The 15661-nt window shown below is 60.8% G+C and carries 19 protein-coding genes; 7 read left to right on the top strand and 12 right to left on the bottom strand.

Annotated features, from left to right (window positions below):
* Positions 1-730 precede the first annotated feature (730 nt).
* The 4 genes from NKH83_RS08640 to NKH83_RS08625 form a co-directional block, all read right to left on the bottom strand.
* The gene (locus NKH83_RS08640) at positions 731-2161 is read right to left on the bottom strand and encodes a phage/plasmid primase, P4 family (RefSeq protein ID WP_352803281.1); all 1431 of its coding nucleotides are present in this window, start codon (positions 2159-2161) and stop codon (positions 731-733) included.
* Position 2162: 1 nt separating this feature from the next.
* Positions 2163-3056: a DUF7146 domain-containing protein gene (locus NKH83_RS08635; RefSeq protein WP_352803278.1), complete on the bottom strand. Its 894-nt coding sequence runs from the start codon at positions 3054-3056 to the stop codon at positions 2163-2165.
* A 307-nt stretch (positions 3057-3363) separates the two neighbouring features.
* On the bottom strand, positions 3364-3762 hold the full coding sequence (locus NKH83_RS08630) for a hypothetical protein (protein ID WP_352803275.1): 399 nt from the start codon (positions 3760-3762) through the stop codon (positions 3364-3366).
* Positions 3763-3853: 91 nt separating this feature from the next.
* The gene (locus NKH83_RS08625; protein WP_352803272.1) at positions 3854-5086 is read right to left on the bottom strand and encodes a tyrosine-type recombinase/integrase; all 1233 of its coding nucleotides are present in this window, start codon (positions 5084-5086) and stop codon (positions 3854-3856) included.
* Between the two features lie 469 nt (positions 5087-5555).
* Here NKH83_RS08625 and NKH83_RS08620 point away from each other — a divergent pair, with 469 nt between their 5' ends.
* The 3 genes from NKH83_RS08620 to NKH83_RS08610 all read left to right on the top strand — a co-directional run bounded on the left by NKH83_RS08620 (position 5556) and on the right by NKH83_RS08610 (position 7316).
* Entirely contained in the window at positions 5556-6545 is a 990-nt protein-coding gene (locus NKH83_RS08620; protein ID WP_352803269.1) for a DUF2332 domain-containing protein, read from the top strand.
* Between the two features lie 289 nt (positions 6546-6834).
* Positions 6835-7044: a hypothetical protein gene (locus tag NKH83_RS08615; protein ID WP_352474763.1), complete on the top strand. Its 210-nt coding sequence runs from the start codon at positions 6835-6837 to the stop codon at positions 7042-7044.
* Between the two features lie 38 nt (positions 7045-7082).
* The gene (locus NKH83_RS08610) at positions 7083-7316 is read left to right on the top strand and encodes a hypothetical protein (RefSeq protein ID WP_254815811.1); all 234 of its coding nucleotides are present in this window, start codon (positions 7083-7085) and stop codon (positions 7314-7316) included.
* 110 nt (positions 7317-7426) lie between these two features.
* Here NKH83_RS08610 and NKH83_RS08605 read toward each other — a convergent pair whose 3' ends face one another.
* Together NKH83_RS08605 and NKH83_RS08600 are read right to left on the bottom strand one after the other, a co-directional pair.
* Positions 7427-7735: a hypothetical protein gene (locus tag NKH83_RS08605; protein ID WP_352803356.1), complete on the bottom strand. Its 309-nt coding sequence runs from the start codon at positions 7733-7735 to the stop codon at positions 7427-7429.
* A 74-nt stretch (positions 7736-7809) separates the two neighbouring features.
* Entirely contained in the window at positions 7810-8328 is a 519-nt protein-coding gene (locus tag NKH83_RS08600; RefSeq protein ID WP_352800919.1) for a metallophosphoesterase, read from the bottom strand.
* A 270-nt stretch (positions 8329-8598) separates the two neighbouring features.
* Between NKH83_RS08600 and NKH83_RS08595 the strand changes: the two genes are divergently transcribed.
* Positions 8599-8928, top strand: coding sequence for a hypothetical protein (locus NKH83_RS08595; RefSeq protein WP_352803267.1), 330 nt, complete (start codon positions 8599-8601; stop codon positions 8926-8928).
* An 84-nt stretch (positions 8929-9012) separates the two neighbouring features.
* Positions 9013-9561 (top strand): DNA-3-methyladenine glycosylase, encoded by a 549-nt coding sequence (locus tag NKH83_RS08590; protein WP_352803264.1) that lies wholly within the window; start codon positions 9013-9015, stop codon positions 9559-9561.
* Between the two features lie 33 nt (positions 9562-9594).
* Here the strand turns inward: NKH83_RS08590 and NKH83_RS08585 are convergent, their stop codons facing one another.
* Positions 9595-9861, bottom strand: a complete 267-nt coding sequence (locus tag NKH83_RS08585) for a DUF3606 domain-containing protein (protein ID WP_352476970.1) — start codon at positions 9859-9861, stop codon at positions 9595-9597.
* A gap of 169 nt (positions 9862-10030) precedes the next feature.
* On the opposite strand from NKH83_RS08585, the gene NKH83_RS08580 reads away from it, so the two are divergent.
* Together NKH83_RS08580 and NKH83_RS08575 are read left to right on the top strand one after the other, a co-directional pair.
* A complete protein-coding gene (locus NKH83_RS08580) occupies positions 10031-10525 on the top strand; it encodes an EF-hand domain-containing protein (protein ID WP_352476969.1) in 495 nt (164 codons plus the stop codon).
* 168 nt (positions 10526-10693) lie between these two features.
* Positions 10694-11035, top strand: a complete 342-nt coding sequence (locus tag NKH83_RS08575; RefSeq protein ID WP_352803261.1) for an antibiotic biosynthesis monooxygenase family protein — start codon at positions 10694-10696, stop codon at positions 11033-11035.
* 20 nt (positions 11036-11055) lie between these two features.
* Here the strand turns inward: NKH83_RS08575 and NKH83_RS08570 are convergent, their stop codons facing one another.
* Genes NKH83_RS08570 through NKH83_RS08550 form a run of 5 tightly spaced genes read right to left on the bottom strand, consistent with a single transcriptional unit; the run spans position 11056 to position 15652 of the window.
* A complete protein-coding gene (locus NKH83_RS08570) occupies positions 11056-11889 on the bottom strand; it encodes an SMP-30/gluconolactonase/LRE family protein (protein ID WP_352803258.1) in 834 nt (277 codons plus the stop codon).
* Between the two features lie 7 nt (positions 11890-11896).
* Entirely contained in the window at positions 11897-13093 is a 1197-nt protein-coding gene (locus NKH83_RS08565; protein WP_352803255.1) for a CoA-transferase, read from the bottom strand.
* Positions 13003-13662, bottom strand: a complete 660-nt coding sequence (locus NKH83_RS08560; protein WP_352803253.1) for a CoA-transferase — start codon at positions 13660-13662, stop codon at positions 13003-13005. Before NKH83_RS08560 ends, NKH83_RS08565 begins: the two co-directional genes overlap by 91 nt.
* Positions 13659-14444, bottom strand: coding sequence for an enoyl-CoA hydratase/isomerase family protein (locus NKH83_RS08555; protein WP_352803250.1), 786 nt, complete (start codon positions 14442-14444; stop codon positions 13659-13661). Before NKH83_RS08555 ends, NKH83_RS08560 begins: the two co-directional genes overlap by 4 nt.
* 2 nt (positions 14445-14446) lie before the next feature.
* Positions 14447-15652: a CaiB/BaiF CoA transferase family protein gene (locus tag NKH83_RS08550; RefSeq protein WP_352803249.1), complete on the bottom strand. Its 1206-nt coding sequence runs from the start codon at positions 15650-15652 to the stop codon at positions 14447-14449.
* Positions 15653-15661 lie beyond the last annotated feature (9 nt).

The raw sequence follows: 15661 nt of genomic DNA, 5'->3' as shown, positions 1-15661 counted from the left end.
TTGTCCCGCCGGCGAAAGTTTCGGCGCCTGCTTCGATGGAGGTCGAGTTGGTCCGGCTATGTCATGCAAATCCCCAGATTCGAAGGCGAGCAAACCCCGTCTGACGTGTTCTGCCCTAAGCGCCTGATGGTACAGAGGTATCTTGGTTATTTTGGCTGAACCAACCCCCTTCCGCATTGCCTGGGGGTCCTGTCGCGGATCGTGTCCCCGGGGACTCAGTGTCCCTGGGCATGTTCCCGCCAGCAAACGTGCCCACTGGTCACGCAAGGTGCGTAAGTAACCGCGCACAGCCATTCGTCTACAGCGACCGTATGGCTGTCCGGTCCTACCATTTCGGCGGATGCTGCTTGAGGTGGGCCTGACAGCTTTTCCGCCGGTCCTCAGGAAGCAGGCCAAAAACCGCAATCTACGTTCCACCCCGGATGTCGCCCAAATGTAATTAATTACACCACGCGGCTGACTACCGGTTCTTCTCAGCTAATTCCAGCGTTCTTCACGCCATTCGTGGTTAGCCAGCACTGTCCCGGTGGCGATCCGGGTGGCAATCTAACGGTCGCCCTTCCCAGTTCGTTCGCCCGGGGATTTCGAATTAATTTTATGTCCCACCGTTGGGGAGGATTGGGAGCATCGTCTCACTGCGCACTGCTACAGCCACGGTTCCCAGAAACACTTACTATCTGCTCGGTGGAAGGCCATACAGCCGATCCTCCCGATCCTCCCAATCCGCCCATCATCCTTTTCCTTCGGAGCCGAGAGCGTTAGAGTTCGGCGTCGATTTCGGTTGAATACCAAGGTACATCGTTACGCAGCTCTTTGTCTTCGAGTAGCCGCGTTGGGTTATAGCCGAACCGAATGTTTTCGAAGAGCCGGGTTGTTCGCCGTGATCCAGCGCGAATGCCTTCCAGGAGTTGAAGAGCGTGGACGCCGAAGCCTTCTTGTCAGCTCCAACTTCACACCCGGACGCAATCCACTGGCCAACTAAATCTTGCTCGTCGAAATAATCTTCGGTCGCCTGTAGGACCGCGTCTGGTCTGATTAGCCCGTTAGCTTGCCAATCGAGACAGCCAGCGATCATCCAGCGCAGAATTCCTGCGTACTCGGCCCTGAGCTTGGTCACCAGCGCTCGGTCAGGTTTTGTCGGTTTATGAAGAAATGGAACGATGTTGAAGCGTCGGCGGGCGGCGTCGTTTACGTTTCCTAGTTGCGGCTTATAGTTGCCAACGATGATGAACTTGAAGACTGGAGTAAACGTAAAATGATCACGCCTCATGAAGTTCGCTGTTACGGGATCTCCGCCAGTTAGCTGATTGATACGACTCTCTGCCCACGCTTGCCCCTTCTCAGTCTCAGAAACGCCGACAATTCGTGCGCCATGTAGCATTGCGAGTTCAGTCAGATGCCGTGTGTTTCGTGTCGCGGCAAACGTCTCCATAGCTGCAGTCTTAGCATATTCACCCGCTATCTCTGAGATCACGGTTTGCAGCACGCTCTTACCATTTCCACCGGCGCCATAGATGAAAACCAAGGCCTGCTCGGTGGTGACCCCGGTGAGGCAGTAGCCCGCATACTGCTGCAGAAACCTTTGAAGCGCTTGGTCGTCCCCCGTGGCCTCCGACAAGAATTTGCTGAACGTGGGGCATGGTGTGCCATCTGTCGCGGGTGCTACACTTGTGAGTTTGGTGATGTAATCGTCGCGCTTGGCCTCGTTTAGCTTTCCAGTCTTTAGATCCACGGTCCCACCGGGCGTACCTAGCAATAAGGGATTCCGGTCCCATTTCTCGGCCGTTACCGACAGCTGCGGATCGGCGCGTGCCATATGCTCCACCCCTTCAGCGGCTTTCTTGGACGCCATCCGGGTTTGGCCCCCTCGATGCAGCCGACACAGCTCGCGGGCGTAATGGAATGCGAGTTTGGTGCCGTCTTCTCTCCAATGTGTGTTCAACCAGATGAACCACTTGCCGAGAGTGTGGTCGTAGCGAAGGTTGTCGCTATGACGGGTCGCGAAGTCATCGGCAACCCAGTCTTCAGTCAGCTCGGATATGTCCTTTGACGCGCCGGCGGGAAAGCTGAGAACGATGCCAGGTTTCCCATCGGACGGCCCATGGGAGCCTCCAGCTTCACCAGGTGCCGTTGAGCTTTTCTTGGTTATTTTCAGCGGCATCTCACGCGCTCTCGACCAGCTGATAGGCGTTCCAATCGGAATTCAGGGTGGGCGGGTATCGAACTTCCACGTCGGTGCCCGCCTTCGCATGTCGCCAGGCGCACCGCCGAGCGGCCTGCAAACCCGCTGCGTCATGGTCGGCGAAGACGATCAGCCGCCTTAACCCGTTCAGCACAGGTAAGGAGCTGACGCCGCCTGCTGACATGAGTGCCCAGACAGGGACGCCGAAGATTTTAGAGGCGCTGAACGCAGTCTCGATACCTTCGGCGATTCCAAGCAATGAGGACGCGGGTTGAAGGCGGATCGCCGCGCCCGATGCAATGCCCAGCATCATCTTAGGACTTGAGCCTCGAGGCATGGCTCGCTTGCCCGTGCCGTCCTCTTTCAACGCGGTCCGGTGGATGCCTCTTGGCTCACCGGTTATCACATCGCGCATCAAAGCAATCATCGCCGGAAGCTCATTTCCAGGCCCAAACGGACAGCACGGGTGAAAGCGAAGCGTCTCAGCCGCGATGATGGAGGGTGAGAGCACGCAGCCACGAGTGGCGAGATAGGCTTCAACTACCGTTCCATGTGGCGGGAAAGATTGCTCCCATATTTTCAGTGCGGAAAATATCCGCCCACGCCATGGTGTTGCCTTGTCATCGACTCCAGCGTCTCCATCGACATGGAATGATCCGTCTTTCGAGATTGCCTGAAGTCGTGCCCGCACGTGGTCGCGGCAATCGGCAAGATCATCGCCAGCGAGGCTGTGAATGCGTAAGGCGTTAGACTCCTTTCGATCTAGCAATATGCCGAGAGAGCGATCTCTCCTGCTGTGGCCAGGCCCGGGGATATTGATCCATCGGCCGTTCACGTCACCGCCAAGACGTTTCGCGAGTTCAGCAATTCTCATGGCCCGGATCTCGGCGTCACACGCTCCGATGTTGACGAACGCACGCGCGCAGACAGCCACACATACAGGTCGGACTCACGATAGAGGACGAGTTTATGCCCCGACTTTGCGTATGGGGGCCCATCCCCACGCACCCGCATTTTGGCGAGACTGGAGACTGACAAGTGCAAAATATGCGCGGCCTTGTCGGGACGAATAAACACATCTTGGGGCATTTGAGGTCCTTTCTCGGTATCGAGTGTCAGGAGGATTCCTCAAACGACCAGTGATTTCGAGACTAACTAATCCGGCGATAAGTTGGCCTCGCTTAGTCTACGACGAAGCCACGGTAGGGGTATAGCCTCATCGCCTCCTTGGGGTCCTTTAGCGCCTTTTGCACCTTCTTATATGATGTGCGAATTGTATCCTCCCCGCCCTCGGCGGATGTCCCCTTTAGGCCCTCAGAGGCTGGTTGATAGGCGTCTTCCAGTGTGACACCCGTGTTCATCAACGCTCGAACGCGTAGGTATCGCAAAAGGTGTTTTTGATGGTCGAAGTATACTGCCGAGTCATTTCCATGCTTACCTTTTCCTACGGTTTTTCCCTTCTCTATGCGTTCGATAACAAGATCACGTGCAGCCGCTAAAATCCACCTTGGGACAGTTACGCCGCTTTCCTCGTCTGCGAGTTCATCACAAAAGGTCAGCGCGTCTTGGAGCGCTCGCATCACCCCCGCCTCGTAAAACTCGCGAAAGGCGGCCAGTCGCTCATGGGGACGAAATATTGGCTGTGATAGAGCCTGAAAGGCTTGAGGAAATTCAGGACTTTTGGTCATTTCCCTGGTCGCTTTCCCCAATCCAACTTGCTGCAATGGTCCGCCCGGCGCGCTGCGATGCGTCACGTTGGGATTCATCTACTAAATGAGCATAAACCAGCGTGGTTCGCAGGTCTCGGTGCCCAAGGAGCTTTCCAATCATCAGCAGGCTATTGCCGTCCTTTGCAAGGATCGTTGCGAATGAATGTCGCAGATCGTGGATCCGTACATCGGGGAAGTCAGCGGCAGCCCGAACTCTCTGCCAACCATCCTGTAATGCGGTGAAATGACCCGAGCCCGACGCTGCGGGAAACACGTACGGATTTCCCGCCACGATGGGCCGGCTGCGAAGTATCGAAAGCGCTTGATCGTTTAAGGGAATTTTCCGTGCTCCAGTCTTGGTATCGGCGAGATCGAGATAGCCGTTCTCGAAGTCCACTTCAGACCACTGAAGCTTCATAATTTCGCTTTTCCTGCAGCCCGTTAGGATGAGCAGCTTGATCACAGGCACGACGTTGGCATTCATTGCCATGGAGGCCGGATGACTGAGCGCTTTCCCAAGCCGACCAAGTTCTTCGATCGTCAAGAACCGCTCGCGTTTTCTGTATTTGGGCGTCGTTACATTCCGTACTGGGTTGTCTGATCGGAGCTTGGATTTTTGGGCAAAGGTGAAAATACCACCGAGCAGCCCGACGGTGCGAGTGGCCGTCCCCCTACCGCCTCGAACTCTAGCGAGGCCTCGTTTTCCTGTCTTGTGGTCGCCCGCCGTCTTGCCCGCAACGATGGCTTTCACGAATGCCTCGACATCCGCCGACGAAACGGCTCTCACGAGCAGATGGCCGAGAAGCGGTTTGATATGGCGTGAAATGCGACCACGATCCGTTTCGACGGTTGATCGTTTCTTGTGCGCACACCCTGTCCCCAGATAGATGTCGCAGAGCGCGGATACGGATATGTCTTTGGAAATAGCGTGGCGTTCGGAAGATGGATCGCGACCGTCATTTACGTCGTCGCGCAGCTTCACTGCCCGCTTCAGGGCTTTGTCAGGAGTCCATGCCCCATACGATCCAATAGCGATCCGACGGGTTCGTCCATGATGCCGATACTGGAACAGATACGACTTTTTTCCGGAGGGGAAGATACGAAGGCCAAAGCCTGGAAAGCCATCATCCCAGATGATGTATTCTTTGTTTCTTATCTCCGCCGCATCGACCGTACGTTTGGACAATTTCGCCATCGAATGCTCCAACCAACTCGAAGCCCCGCGGAAGCACTACGGAAGCAGCCAAGGGGCACTCAGAGGAAACTATTGGATTGTATCTCGTAAGGTGGTATTGCGTAAATATATGATTTGTCTCTGCAATTATCTCTATCGCTACTATTCGGAAACGCACAGTGCATCTCTCCGAAGGCAGAGGTCACAGGTTCGAATCCTGTCGGGTGCGCCAAATCTCAAGGGTCCATTCTGGACACATAGGTTACGGTTTATACCGGAGACATGGTGGACCGCACCCATAGGGTGAAACACCAATTAGGGACTGTTCCCCAAATTTTGGATTGCGCACAGCCTCCTAGCGCAACGGTTAAGTAGGCGACTGCGGGAAGTCCGCGGAGGGTCAAGCTTGTGCAAAAACGCCGGGCCTGGCTCCAATAAGATCCGTGGATCGTGTACTGTGATGAGACGTCGGGACCGAGGATCAGCGGATATGGACGAGGAGGGCTTGGCCGAGATCTCAGCCCGATATATTCGCTTCGCCGATACGGAAGCTCGCGGTCGCTCGCCGCTCTACGAGGAGTTGGCTCGGGCGGTCGCTGGGGATCGGGAGGCGCTCGGTTTCCTGTCGACCCTTCCGGACCTAAAGCGGCAACCGAACCTTCTACTTGCAGCGGTGCGTCACCTGTTCGGCACGCCGACAGGATGGACTGAGTTTCGCCAGGCGCTTCAGGCTAATCCCGACGCTATCCGCTCGCTCATGCTCGAGCGCTCAACGCAAACCAACGAGCCGGGAAGATGCGCCACCCTGCTCCCCGTCCTGGCGCGTTTGCCGCAGCCGCTGGCCCTCATCGAGGTCGGGACCTCCGCAGGGCTCTGCCTCATGCCCGACCTCTATGGCTATGACTACGGACGCACGGTGATCCGCGCACCCGCGATGGCCTTGGAGCCGCCTGTCTTCCGATGCGTCGCCAGCGAAACAACGCCATTGCCGACGGCCTTGCCGCAAGTCGTCTGGCGGGCGGGATTGGACCTGAGCCCGATAGATGCTTCGGACGACTCGCAAGTCGCATGGCTTGAGACACTGGTCTGGCCGGAACAGACAGCACGGCTCGCCAATCTGCGGGCGGCCCTGAAGATCGCTGCCACAGTCAAGCCTCGGGTGGTGAAGGGCGACCTGCGCGGGAGCGACCTCGTGCAACTCTGCAACGAAGCGCCAAACGACGCTACACTCGTCATCTTTCACACAGCCGTCCTCGACTATGTCTCCAACCCTGGTGACAGAGAAGCTTTCGCCGAGCAGGCGATGCGTCTCTCGCCTTATTGGGTATCGAACGAGTTCCCTCGCGTCTTCCCGTCCATCGCAACACGCGCCGGAACAAGCTGGCCGCCCGGCCGCTTCCTCCTGTCTGCGAACGGTTCCCCTGTAGCCTGGACTGACCCGCATGGCGCCTCGCTCGAATGGATCGCGGACGCGGCGTAGGATATAGGTGGTGGATTACCGTCCTTGGCCAGAGGCGCCATCAGTTCTCAGCTTTATTTAGGCTCGTTTCGACTGCTCGCGTCTCGAATTCATTGGAAGCGACCTCTCCGACCTGCCTTGTAGCCGCCTCTACCGGACGGCTGAGAACGAGAACGGCGCGCTGAGGCCTACGAAGACCGCTACACAGTCGGGAACCACAGCTATCGACAAGCCGTTTACGCTGCAAACCCCGCTTGGCGATCCTCAGAGCCGGCCGAGTTCTCCGAGATCCACAAATTGGAGATTGATCATGACAAGCGCTGCCGACCGCGATCCGCGCCACCACACGCAGAAGATGCAGAAGAAATTGGAGGAGGTGAAACAGCACCTTCGCGAGGACATCGAGAAGGTCGATGAGCCGCAGCTGAAGGCGATGTTCGAGACGTCCGCCGAGGTGATCGGCGGTCTCCAGAAAGCGTTCCAGGACTATGAACAAAAGAATGAACCCGCTTGGCGTTGAACGACTTCTTCGTGAGTAGACCCCGAAGGGAGCGCCCCGTGCCCGCACCGCCCGAAATGGATGTCGTTCTCGAAAAGCTGCCATTGAGGATCGGCGCCTACATACCTGACGACCTGCTGGAGGACTGGTTTGCGCCGGGAACCGGCATGAACCCGGTCAGCAAGGAGGCGCTTGCCGCCGCCAAGAACTACGGTTGGCGCTTCGAATGCGACTTCAAGCACTACCCCGACCGCAAGGAGGGCGTGTTCTGGAAGTGGGTGCCGGCGATCTGACCGTGCTGGACGGTTCTGCGTTTCACGGAAACGCAGAACCGGTCTATCTTTTTTTTGACGCAATTCCGGACGGAAAACCGTTTCATACTTTTCCTGGAATTGCTCTAGCCTCAGCCTATCGGCGTCGTCACCTTGCCGGTTCCGCCGCATTCGGGGCAGGTCCGGCCGTCGATCATGCCTGACCCTGCACAGCGGCGGCAAATGTTCTCGCCAGCGCCGGGGACGCCTGCCGGAACCTCGTCCATGTTGGTTTGAGCGGCTTGCCGGGGCTTGCCCTGCAGCTTGTTTCTCAACCGGGCGACCCAGCCTTCGTCGACCTCGAGCGGCCTGCTGCTATCGTCCGGCAGGCCTTCGCCGGATTGGCCGATGGTTTCATTGCGCGGCCGGTCGTTCGCGCCTGTCGTGAGCTTTTTAGCCATTGCCGTTGCCTTTACGCCTTGCAATTTTTCGAACGCCTCAGCTCCGCAGAGGTTCCGGTTGCGGCCAGCCGCCTTCAGCCGGGTTTTGCCCGCGCCGGCCGGCGGCCGCGGCTGGCGAGGATGGTGGGAAGCGTGACCGGACGAAAATCCCAGCTGTCGACACCGACGTCATACTGGCGTGTGACGGGGGTGAGCCGGCCGTGCGAATGGCCATGCAGGTCGATCGACCTCCGGCCGATCTGGTTCCAGGTGCGAAAAGGATAGTGGCAAAGGATCAGCAGGCTGCCGTCCAGCGTCAGCTCCTTGTAGTGTTGCGTGCTCGCCCAACCCGTCGCGTCAATGGTGGCCGCAGCATCGTTGTTGCCGATGATCAAGTGCTTGCTGCCATGAAGAGACGACAGCAGCGACGACACGAAGGACGCCGAGCCCTTGGCAAAATCGCCGAGGTGCCAGACCTCGTCGTCCGGGCCGACAGTCTCGTTCCAGAACGCAATGAGCGCCCGATCATGCTCCGCCAGCGAGCCGAACGGGCGGCGATCGATGCGCAAAATGCGCGGGTCGCTGAAATGCGTGTCGGCGGTGAAGTAGATCATGCGCGCTCGCTGGGGCCCGTTGTCGAACTGCCGCGCATGTAGGCGCGTGGCGCACCAAGTCCATCTTGCTCCCCCCAATGCTTGCTCAACCCGCTCGATCGCCGGTTGTTCCTGTAAGCGGGCCTAGGCGGTTTCCGCTTGTTGGAACTTTAAGAAGGGGGAACTTTAAGAAGGGACAACTTTAAGAAGGGGGAACTTTGAAACGGGGGAACTTTGAAATGAGACGCAGGTTAGAATGCTTGAGGCCGATGCTCTGAAAGGACCTCGACGATGACCGACGCAGCACCTGTTGGGCGAAGCCCGGCTCAAGCGCGGGGCGATATCGACGCCGGGCGCGGAGGGGATAAGACACCGGGGATCGACCCAGCCGCGGCTCCCATGGAGACGGACGCGGAATCGGCCGGCAGTGTTCCGCCGAAGAGCCCTGCCGCGCGCCATGAAACGCCGAAGTTCACCAACCAGGCGAGCTATGCCAATGCGATGCGTCCGCTGAAGGATGAGCCCAACGTCCAACCGAGCAGATATGGGCCAGTGCTGGTGATTGCCGCCATCGTCGTGCTGGCCGCTACGGTTTTCATCGGCGCAGCCATGCTGCGCTGAATACAACGCAGTGGCTGGACATTTTGCTTCCGGTCCGGGAACTTGCTGACGCGCCAGGTTGAGGCGCGATCAGTCCGGTGCACGTTGACCACGAACCACCAGTTCTTTGCCCGAGACGCCACCACCGTGGCGCGCGACATGATTGGCGCGACGCTGCTTTTGCACGGCGTTGGCGGCATCATCGTCGAGACCGAGGCCTATCGCCCCGATGACCCGGCTTCGCATGCTTTCGGTGGCAGGACGGTGCGCAATGGCGCAATGTTCGGCACCCCAGGCAGCGCCTATGTCTATCGCTCCTATGGCCTGCACTGGTGCCTCAATGCCGTGTGCCTGCCCGGCAGTGCCGTGCTAATCCGCGCAATCGAACCGCAATCCGGGCTGGAGGTTATGCGGGCTAATCGCGGCGTTGACGACCCCCGGCTGCTTTGTTCGGGACCGGGTCGCCTTTGTCAGGCGCTGGCAATCGACAAATCCCATGACGGGCTGCCGCTGGACGTGCCGCCATTCGAATTCAGGCAGCCGGGCGACGCCAGCGCCATTCTTACAGGCCGCCGGATCGGCATTTCCAAGGCTGTCGATGCCGAGTGGCGGTTCGGGCTGCGCGGCTCGGATTATCTGAGCCGCAAATTCTGACGCCTGCGGCAGCGGCAGAGCAGCTGCCTGGCATCACTCGTCGGGTTTACCGAGATGCATGGGTGTTGCCTGCTGGCGGGCTTCCCTGGTCACCTCGTCGGCTCCGGCAGGTGAAATCCCTCGCAACGCCTTCGCGGCTTCGACCAGGCGGCCGCGATCATTGCCGAAGCTCTTGATCAGCTGGCGGACCTGGTCGGCGGTGATGCCGTTCTGCTGGGCAAAATACTCGACTTCACGGTCGTCTTCCGCCGAAACGCGATCGCGGTCGCGGAAATCTCGCTTGCTCTTATCGTCGGCCATTTTTTCCTCCTGGTGGAGCTTCGCATCAACGGCAACGTGGGCAAGCGGCTTTCGTTGCCGCGACCAGGCGGACTTTTGCGCGGTCGAGCCGACTGACCAGGAACCATGAGGCGAGCAGCCGGTTTGGCTTGGATGCAGCAGCCACCAATTCATACCGATGGAGATTACGATGACGCTCGCAAGCAAAACCACTGTAGTTGCCGCGGCTCTGGCCATGTTGGCCGCGCCGGCATTCGGCCAGACGAGCCCGCCCGCGCCCGCAGCTCCGGCGCCCGGAATGAGCGGGCAGAGCCAGGATGCCATGCGCGATATGATGCGCCAGATGATGACCGAGATGCTGGAGGAGAGAATGCAAGAGGATCGCGCGCCCCGGGCGGAACGGCGCGGTCGCGACCGCTGGCATCACGACTACAGGATGGGCCCGCCTGACCGAGATTGGGAGACGGGAGGCCGCGGTGGCATGGGACGCGGGATGCACGGCGCGAGGATGCGAATGATGTTCGCCATAGTAGATGCCGACGGCGATGGCGCGCTTTCCCAGACCGAAGTCCAGGATTTCGTCGGGCGGATATTCAACGCCGTCGATGAGGACGGTGACGGCAGCGTCGACATGCAGGAAATCCGGTCCTTCTTCCACGGAGGCGGCGCCGAGGATCAGGAGTAAGTCTCCCACCGGTCGGCAAGAGGCCTAGCCGGGCAGCGCCACCTATGTCGGCCGGGGAAGATGAAAAGTCGCTGGCAATGGGATACCAGGCTGCCAGCCGGGGAGATCCGTTCCTTGGCTGGCCTTCGAACGCCGGCGGACCAATCAGACCAGCAGGGATTCGTTGCCATGACAGAGAAAATTACGGAGAAAACCCCGACCATCGCCCGTGTCTGGCGCGGCAGAACCGTGCCTGAAAAGGCGGATGCCTATGAGCATTACAATTACGAAGCCGGCATCAAGCCGCTGATCGAGAAGGCACTGGGCGTGCAAACCTTTCGTGAGGACACGCCGAGCCATTCGGAATTCGTGACGATCTCCTATTGGGAAAATGTCGAGGCGATGGCGGCGTTCACCGGCGGCGATCCGACGAGGATCCACCATCTGGAGCGGGACGAAGAGTTCCTGATCGAGCTGCCGTCGAGGGTGCAGGTGCTGCGCATCCGCTCCAGTCACGGCCGCCTGGCATAGGGCGCCGCCGCTGCCCAGATCTATGGAATCGCCGTCAAGTCGATTTCGGTAATGTGCCAGCGGCCGAGATTTGCGGTGTAGAGCTTGTCGCCCTTGAAGGCGATGTTGGTGGGATGGGCGAGCGTGGTTGCCGCCGGATCCTCGATCAGCACCTCGAGCCCGCTATCCTGTCGCCAGCGATAGATGCGGCTCGGCTCGTAGCACGAGATGAACAGCGAACCGTCCGGCGCCACGGCGACGCCATCGGGGACGTTGTTCACGCCGTCCACGACGAGCTGGCGAGGTCCTGCCGTGCCGTCGGCACGGATCGGCACATAGCTGACGCAGGCCGCATGGCTTTCCACGACGTAAAGCCCATTGCCATCCGGCGCCAACGCCATGCCGTTGGCGAAGGCCATGGCCTCGCGGCACCACAGGCCGCCTTCGCCGGTCTGCAAATCATAGCGGAAGATGCCGGAGCGGTTGTCTTCGCCGAGGCTGTCGGAAACGTAGAGCCAGCCGCGCACCTCGTCGACGATGGGATAGTTCGGCACGCGGACGCCGGCCGAAGCGAAGCGCGCCATATCAGCCGTCGCGGCATCCCAGCGAAAGACCGCCGCATGTCTGAGATCGCAAGCAAAGCAGTTGCCTGCGCTATCGAACGCGATGCCAAGCAGAAAGCCTTCCGTGCCACCCATACGTTCGACCGAGCTGCCATCGGCGGCCAGCCGCAACAGGTCGCCGGTTTCGGTGCCGCACCAGATCGAGCCGTCGCGATGGATGGCCACGCCTTCAGGATGCGCGACGCGCGGGTTGGTGAAGATGCCGTCGAAGAAGACCTTGGCGGCCGACAGTTCGAGCAACGGCTTTGCCATGGGACCTTCAGCCTCCTGCGGCCTGCGCGGCGATGCAGCGCTCGACCATGATGCGGTCGGCGGCGAGGATCTCGGCGATCAGCGCGCCACGCGCCTTGGCGCTGACGAATTCCAGTCGCCGCAGGCCGAGCGGGTCGATCCGGTTTCGCAGGATGTCGAGCGTCTCGTTCGAGGGCAGCGGAACTTCTCGGCAATCGGCATCGAATATCACAGCAAAGCCGGTGGCATCCTGGATCTGCCGGCGGGTCACGCCCGGCATCGTCTCGACGACGACCAATTGCCGGCTCTCCCGGTCGAGCCGAAACACGCAAAGGTCGGTGAACAGCAATGCCGCGCCGGTCCGGTAGCCCATCGGCTCGCGTTCGGCCTGCGTCAACAGTCCGCGCGCCGAGCTGGCGATCTCGACCGTCTCGACCAGCGACTGCACGGAATGGCGGGGGACGTAGAGCAGATAATCGCGGTGCATGTTCGCGACATCGGCCATGCCGCCTTGCCCGGGCAGCCGGATGGCGCTGCCATCGCGTTTGCGCAGCGCAATGGTGTTGACGCGGCCGCGTCGATCGACCTGCGCGGCACCGACGATCTCATGCGTCACTGCGCCGGCCTGGTAGTAGGTCGAATAGGTGTCGTCGCCGCCGGCATGCGCCACCGCCGTTTCGCAATCGAGGCTTTCGATCAGCGACAGGATCATCGGGCTCGGCGCGATGTCGAGATGGCCGCAACTCATGGTGGCGATGATCATGTCCGGCGCGTGCGTCGCTTTGGCCAGCCGATAGGCGACATTGGCCAGCGGCGACACCGCGCCGGCACTGGCAAAGCTCGCATTGTCGAGTTCGGCGGCGATGCGGGCGGCGATGATCTCGTCGATGCACGCCTGCTTTTCACCGTGCACGAGCCCGGGCATGGCGAGGACTGTCTCAGCCCGGACTTTTGCAGCATCTTGAACCCGCTCCGGCACGCCTTCCGAAGGCATGCTCAGGCTGTCCGACAAAGGTATTTCCTTGACCGCGAACGCCCCCGCCAACGCTTGATAATCCGTCACATAGAATGGCAGGCAGGAAGCGGGATAGGCGCCGCCCGGCGCCAGCGCTATGGCCGACACCTGATTGCGGGTCAAAATGCTCTGCCGGCCGTCATGCCGCAGCGCCCCGACCGGGACGATTTCCTCAACCGTGACCAGCACCTGGCGCGCCGCGCCGGCCATGGCGAATCCAGCGCCCGCGGCCCGATGATCTGGACATTGCCGCTCTCGTCGGCGCGCTGGCCATGGACGACGAACGTGTCGAGCCGCAAGGCCGGTATGAACCCGATCTCGGTTCTGGCAATGGGATCTGGCACGGCGATCGCGCCCGGCACGCGCGCCAGCATGTCCGAGCCCTCGGGAAGCTGAAACGGCATCGACGGCAGGTTCTGCTGCGCCGCCCGCAGCGCCTGGATCATGGCCAGCGCCGTCCAGTCGCGGACCGGCACGGCATTGGTCTCGGCGGCCGCGCGGAAGCGCGGCGGCAAGCCAAAAATGTCGAGGCTGGAAAAGCAGATGTCGATCTCCGCCACGGCATCCGCTTCGAGGAGCAGTTCGAGCGGCAGGCCGCCGGCCCAGCAGACATAGCGAAGGCCCTTGACGCCCGAGCGGGCGATGGCGCGGAGCAGGGCGATCGGCAGCCGGGCAAAATGATGCCCGCCGACGCCGAAGACATCGCCGCCGCCGACCATCGCCGCCAGGCCCTCGACATCGGTGAAGCGCGGCCGGTTCGGCTTGACCAGGGATGTCATTGCCCAGCCTTCGCCCGCGCGGCACTTTTTTCGGCGAACGCCTTCACCCGCTGCTGGCCGGTCTCGCTACGATAAAGCCGGCCCAGTACGTCGCGCTCCATGGCAAGGCCTTCCGCCAAGTCGCCCGACACGGCGTGCGCTGTCAGCGCCTTCAATGCCGCGATCGCGGCAGCCGGTTCGGCGGCTATCATGCCGGCGAGTTCCAGCGCCCGCGGCATCAGCCTTTCGGCGTCGACGATCTCGTTGACCAGCCCGGCGCCGACGAACTCGGAAGCCGGCACGATGGCGCCGGTCATCAGCAAAAGGTTGGCGCGGTTGCGGCCGAGCTTTTGGACGCTGCGCTGCGTGCCGCCGCCGCCTGGGACCAGCCCTAGCTTGATCTCGGGCAGGCCGAGCTTTGCGAACTGGTTGGCGATGACGATGTCGCAACACAGCACCAGCTCCATGCCGCCGCCGAGCGCAAAACCATTGACCGCGGCGATGACCGGCTTGCGGTTCTGCTCGATCGCCGCATACATGCGCGTGCCGGCGGTCTGGAAGACGTCGAACTCGGCAGCTGTCTGGGCGGCGTATTCCTTGATGTCGGCGCCGGCCATGAAGCCGCGCCCCTCGCCGGTCACCACGGTCGCGCCGATCCCGTCATCCCTTGACAGCGCCTCGAAAACATCGGTGATCTCGCTTTGCATCAGCCGGTTCATTGCGTTGAGCTGATCGGCGCGCCGGAAGGTGACGACTGCGACGCGCCCGGATATTTCCAAGCTGAGTGTCTGGTACACGCTCATCGTCAGACAGCATCCACGGTCATGTCGCCGGACGCCTCAAGCGCTGCAATCTCGCCGCTGGAGAGGCCGAACTCGGCCAGTATCTCGCGGCCATGCTGGCCGACCAGCGGCGCCGGCCGCTCTATGGTGGGCGGCGTCTCGCTCATCTTGACCGCCGGTGCGACCACCCTGACCTTACCGCCGCGCGGATGATCGTAGCTGGTGATCATGCCCAAGTGCTTGACCTGCGGGTCCTCGGCTGCGCGCCTTATGTCCTTCACCTCGGCACACCAGATGTCGGCTGCCAGCAGCCGCGGCAGCAGGTCCTGCGTGGCAAACTTCCTGGTTTCGGCGTTGACTTTGTCGAACACCTCGTCGCGTTTGTCGAAGAGCGTCTTCAGATCATCGTAGACAGCAAGCTGCGGCGCCTCCAGCACTTCATACAGCGTCTTGAACGGGCTCATGGCGATCGACACATAGCCACCGTCCTTCGCTTGGTAGATACCGAACGGCGCCTGCATGCCGGGGTGGCCGATGCCTGAATTCGGGCGCACGAAATCCTCGCCGAGATTGAGCACGGCGACATATTCCTGATTGAGGTGCGCCAGCATCCCGGCCAGCAGATTGACCTCGATCTTCTGGCCCTTGCCGGTCTTCTCGCGATAGTAGAGCGCCGACAATATGCCGTAGACCATGTTCATGGCGCCGATCTGGTCGGCGAGGCCGGCACCGGCCGGAACAGGGGCCTGATCGCCGCGGCCGGTGTTGGAGATCAGCCCGGACAGCCCCTGGATCAGCATGTCCTGACCGGGACGCTCGACATAGGGGCCTTCCTCGCCATAGCCGGAGCCAGAGCAATAGATGATGGCGGGGTTGACCGCCTTGAAATCCTCGTAGCCATAGCCGAGCCTGGCGAGCACGCCGGGGCGGAAATTCTGCACCACCACGTCCGCCTTCTTGGCCATGTCCATGATGATGGCATGCACCTTGCGGCTTTTCAGGTTGAGCGCGATGGAGCGCTTGTTGCGGTTCCAGGCGAGGAAATTCGGGCTTTCGGAGCCGCCGACCCATTTGGCGAAGAAGGTCATGCCGCGGAACATGTCGCCGGCGCCTGAACGCTCGATCTTGATGACGTCGGCGCCCATGTCGCCGAGTAGCTGCGTGGCGAACGGCCCCTGCAGCAGATGGCTGAAATCGAGGATGCGGACGCCTTCGAGGGCCTTGTTCATTTTTGTCTC

The sequence above is a fragment of the Mesorhizobium sp. M0909 genome, assembly GCF_040319515.1.
Lineage (GTDB): Bacteria > Pseudomonadota > Alphaproteobacteria > Rhizobiales > Rhizobiaceae > Mesorhizobium.
This window is presented reverse-complemented; position numbering and strand designations above follow the sequence as displayed.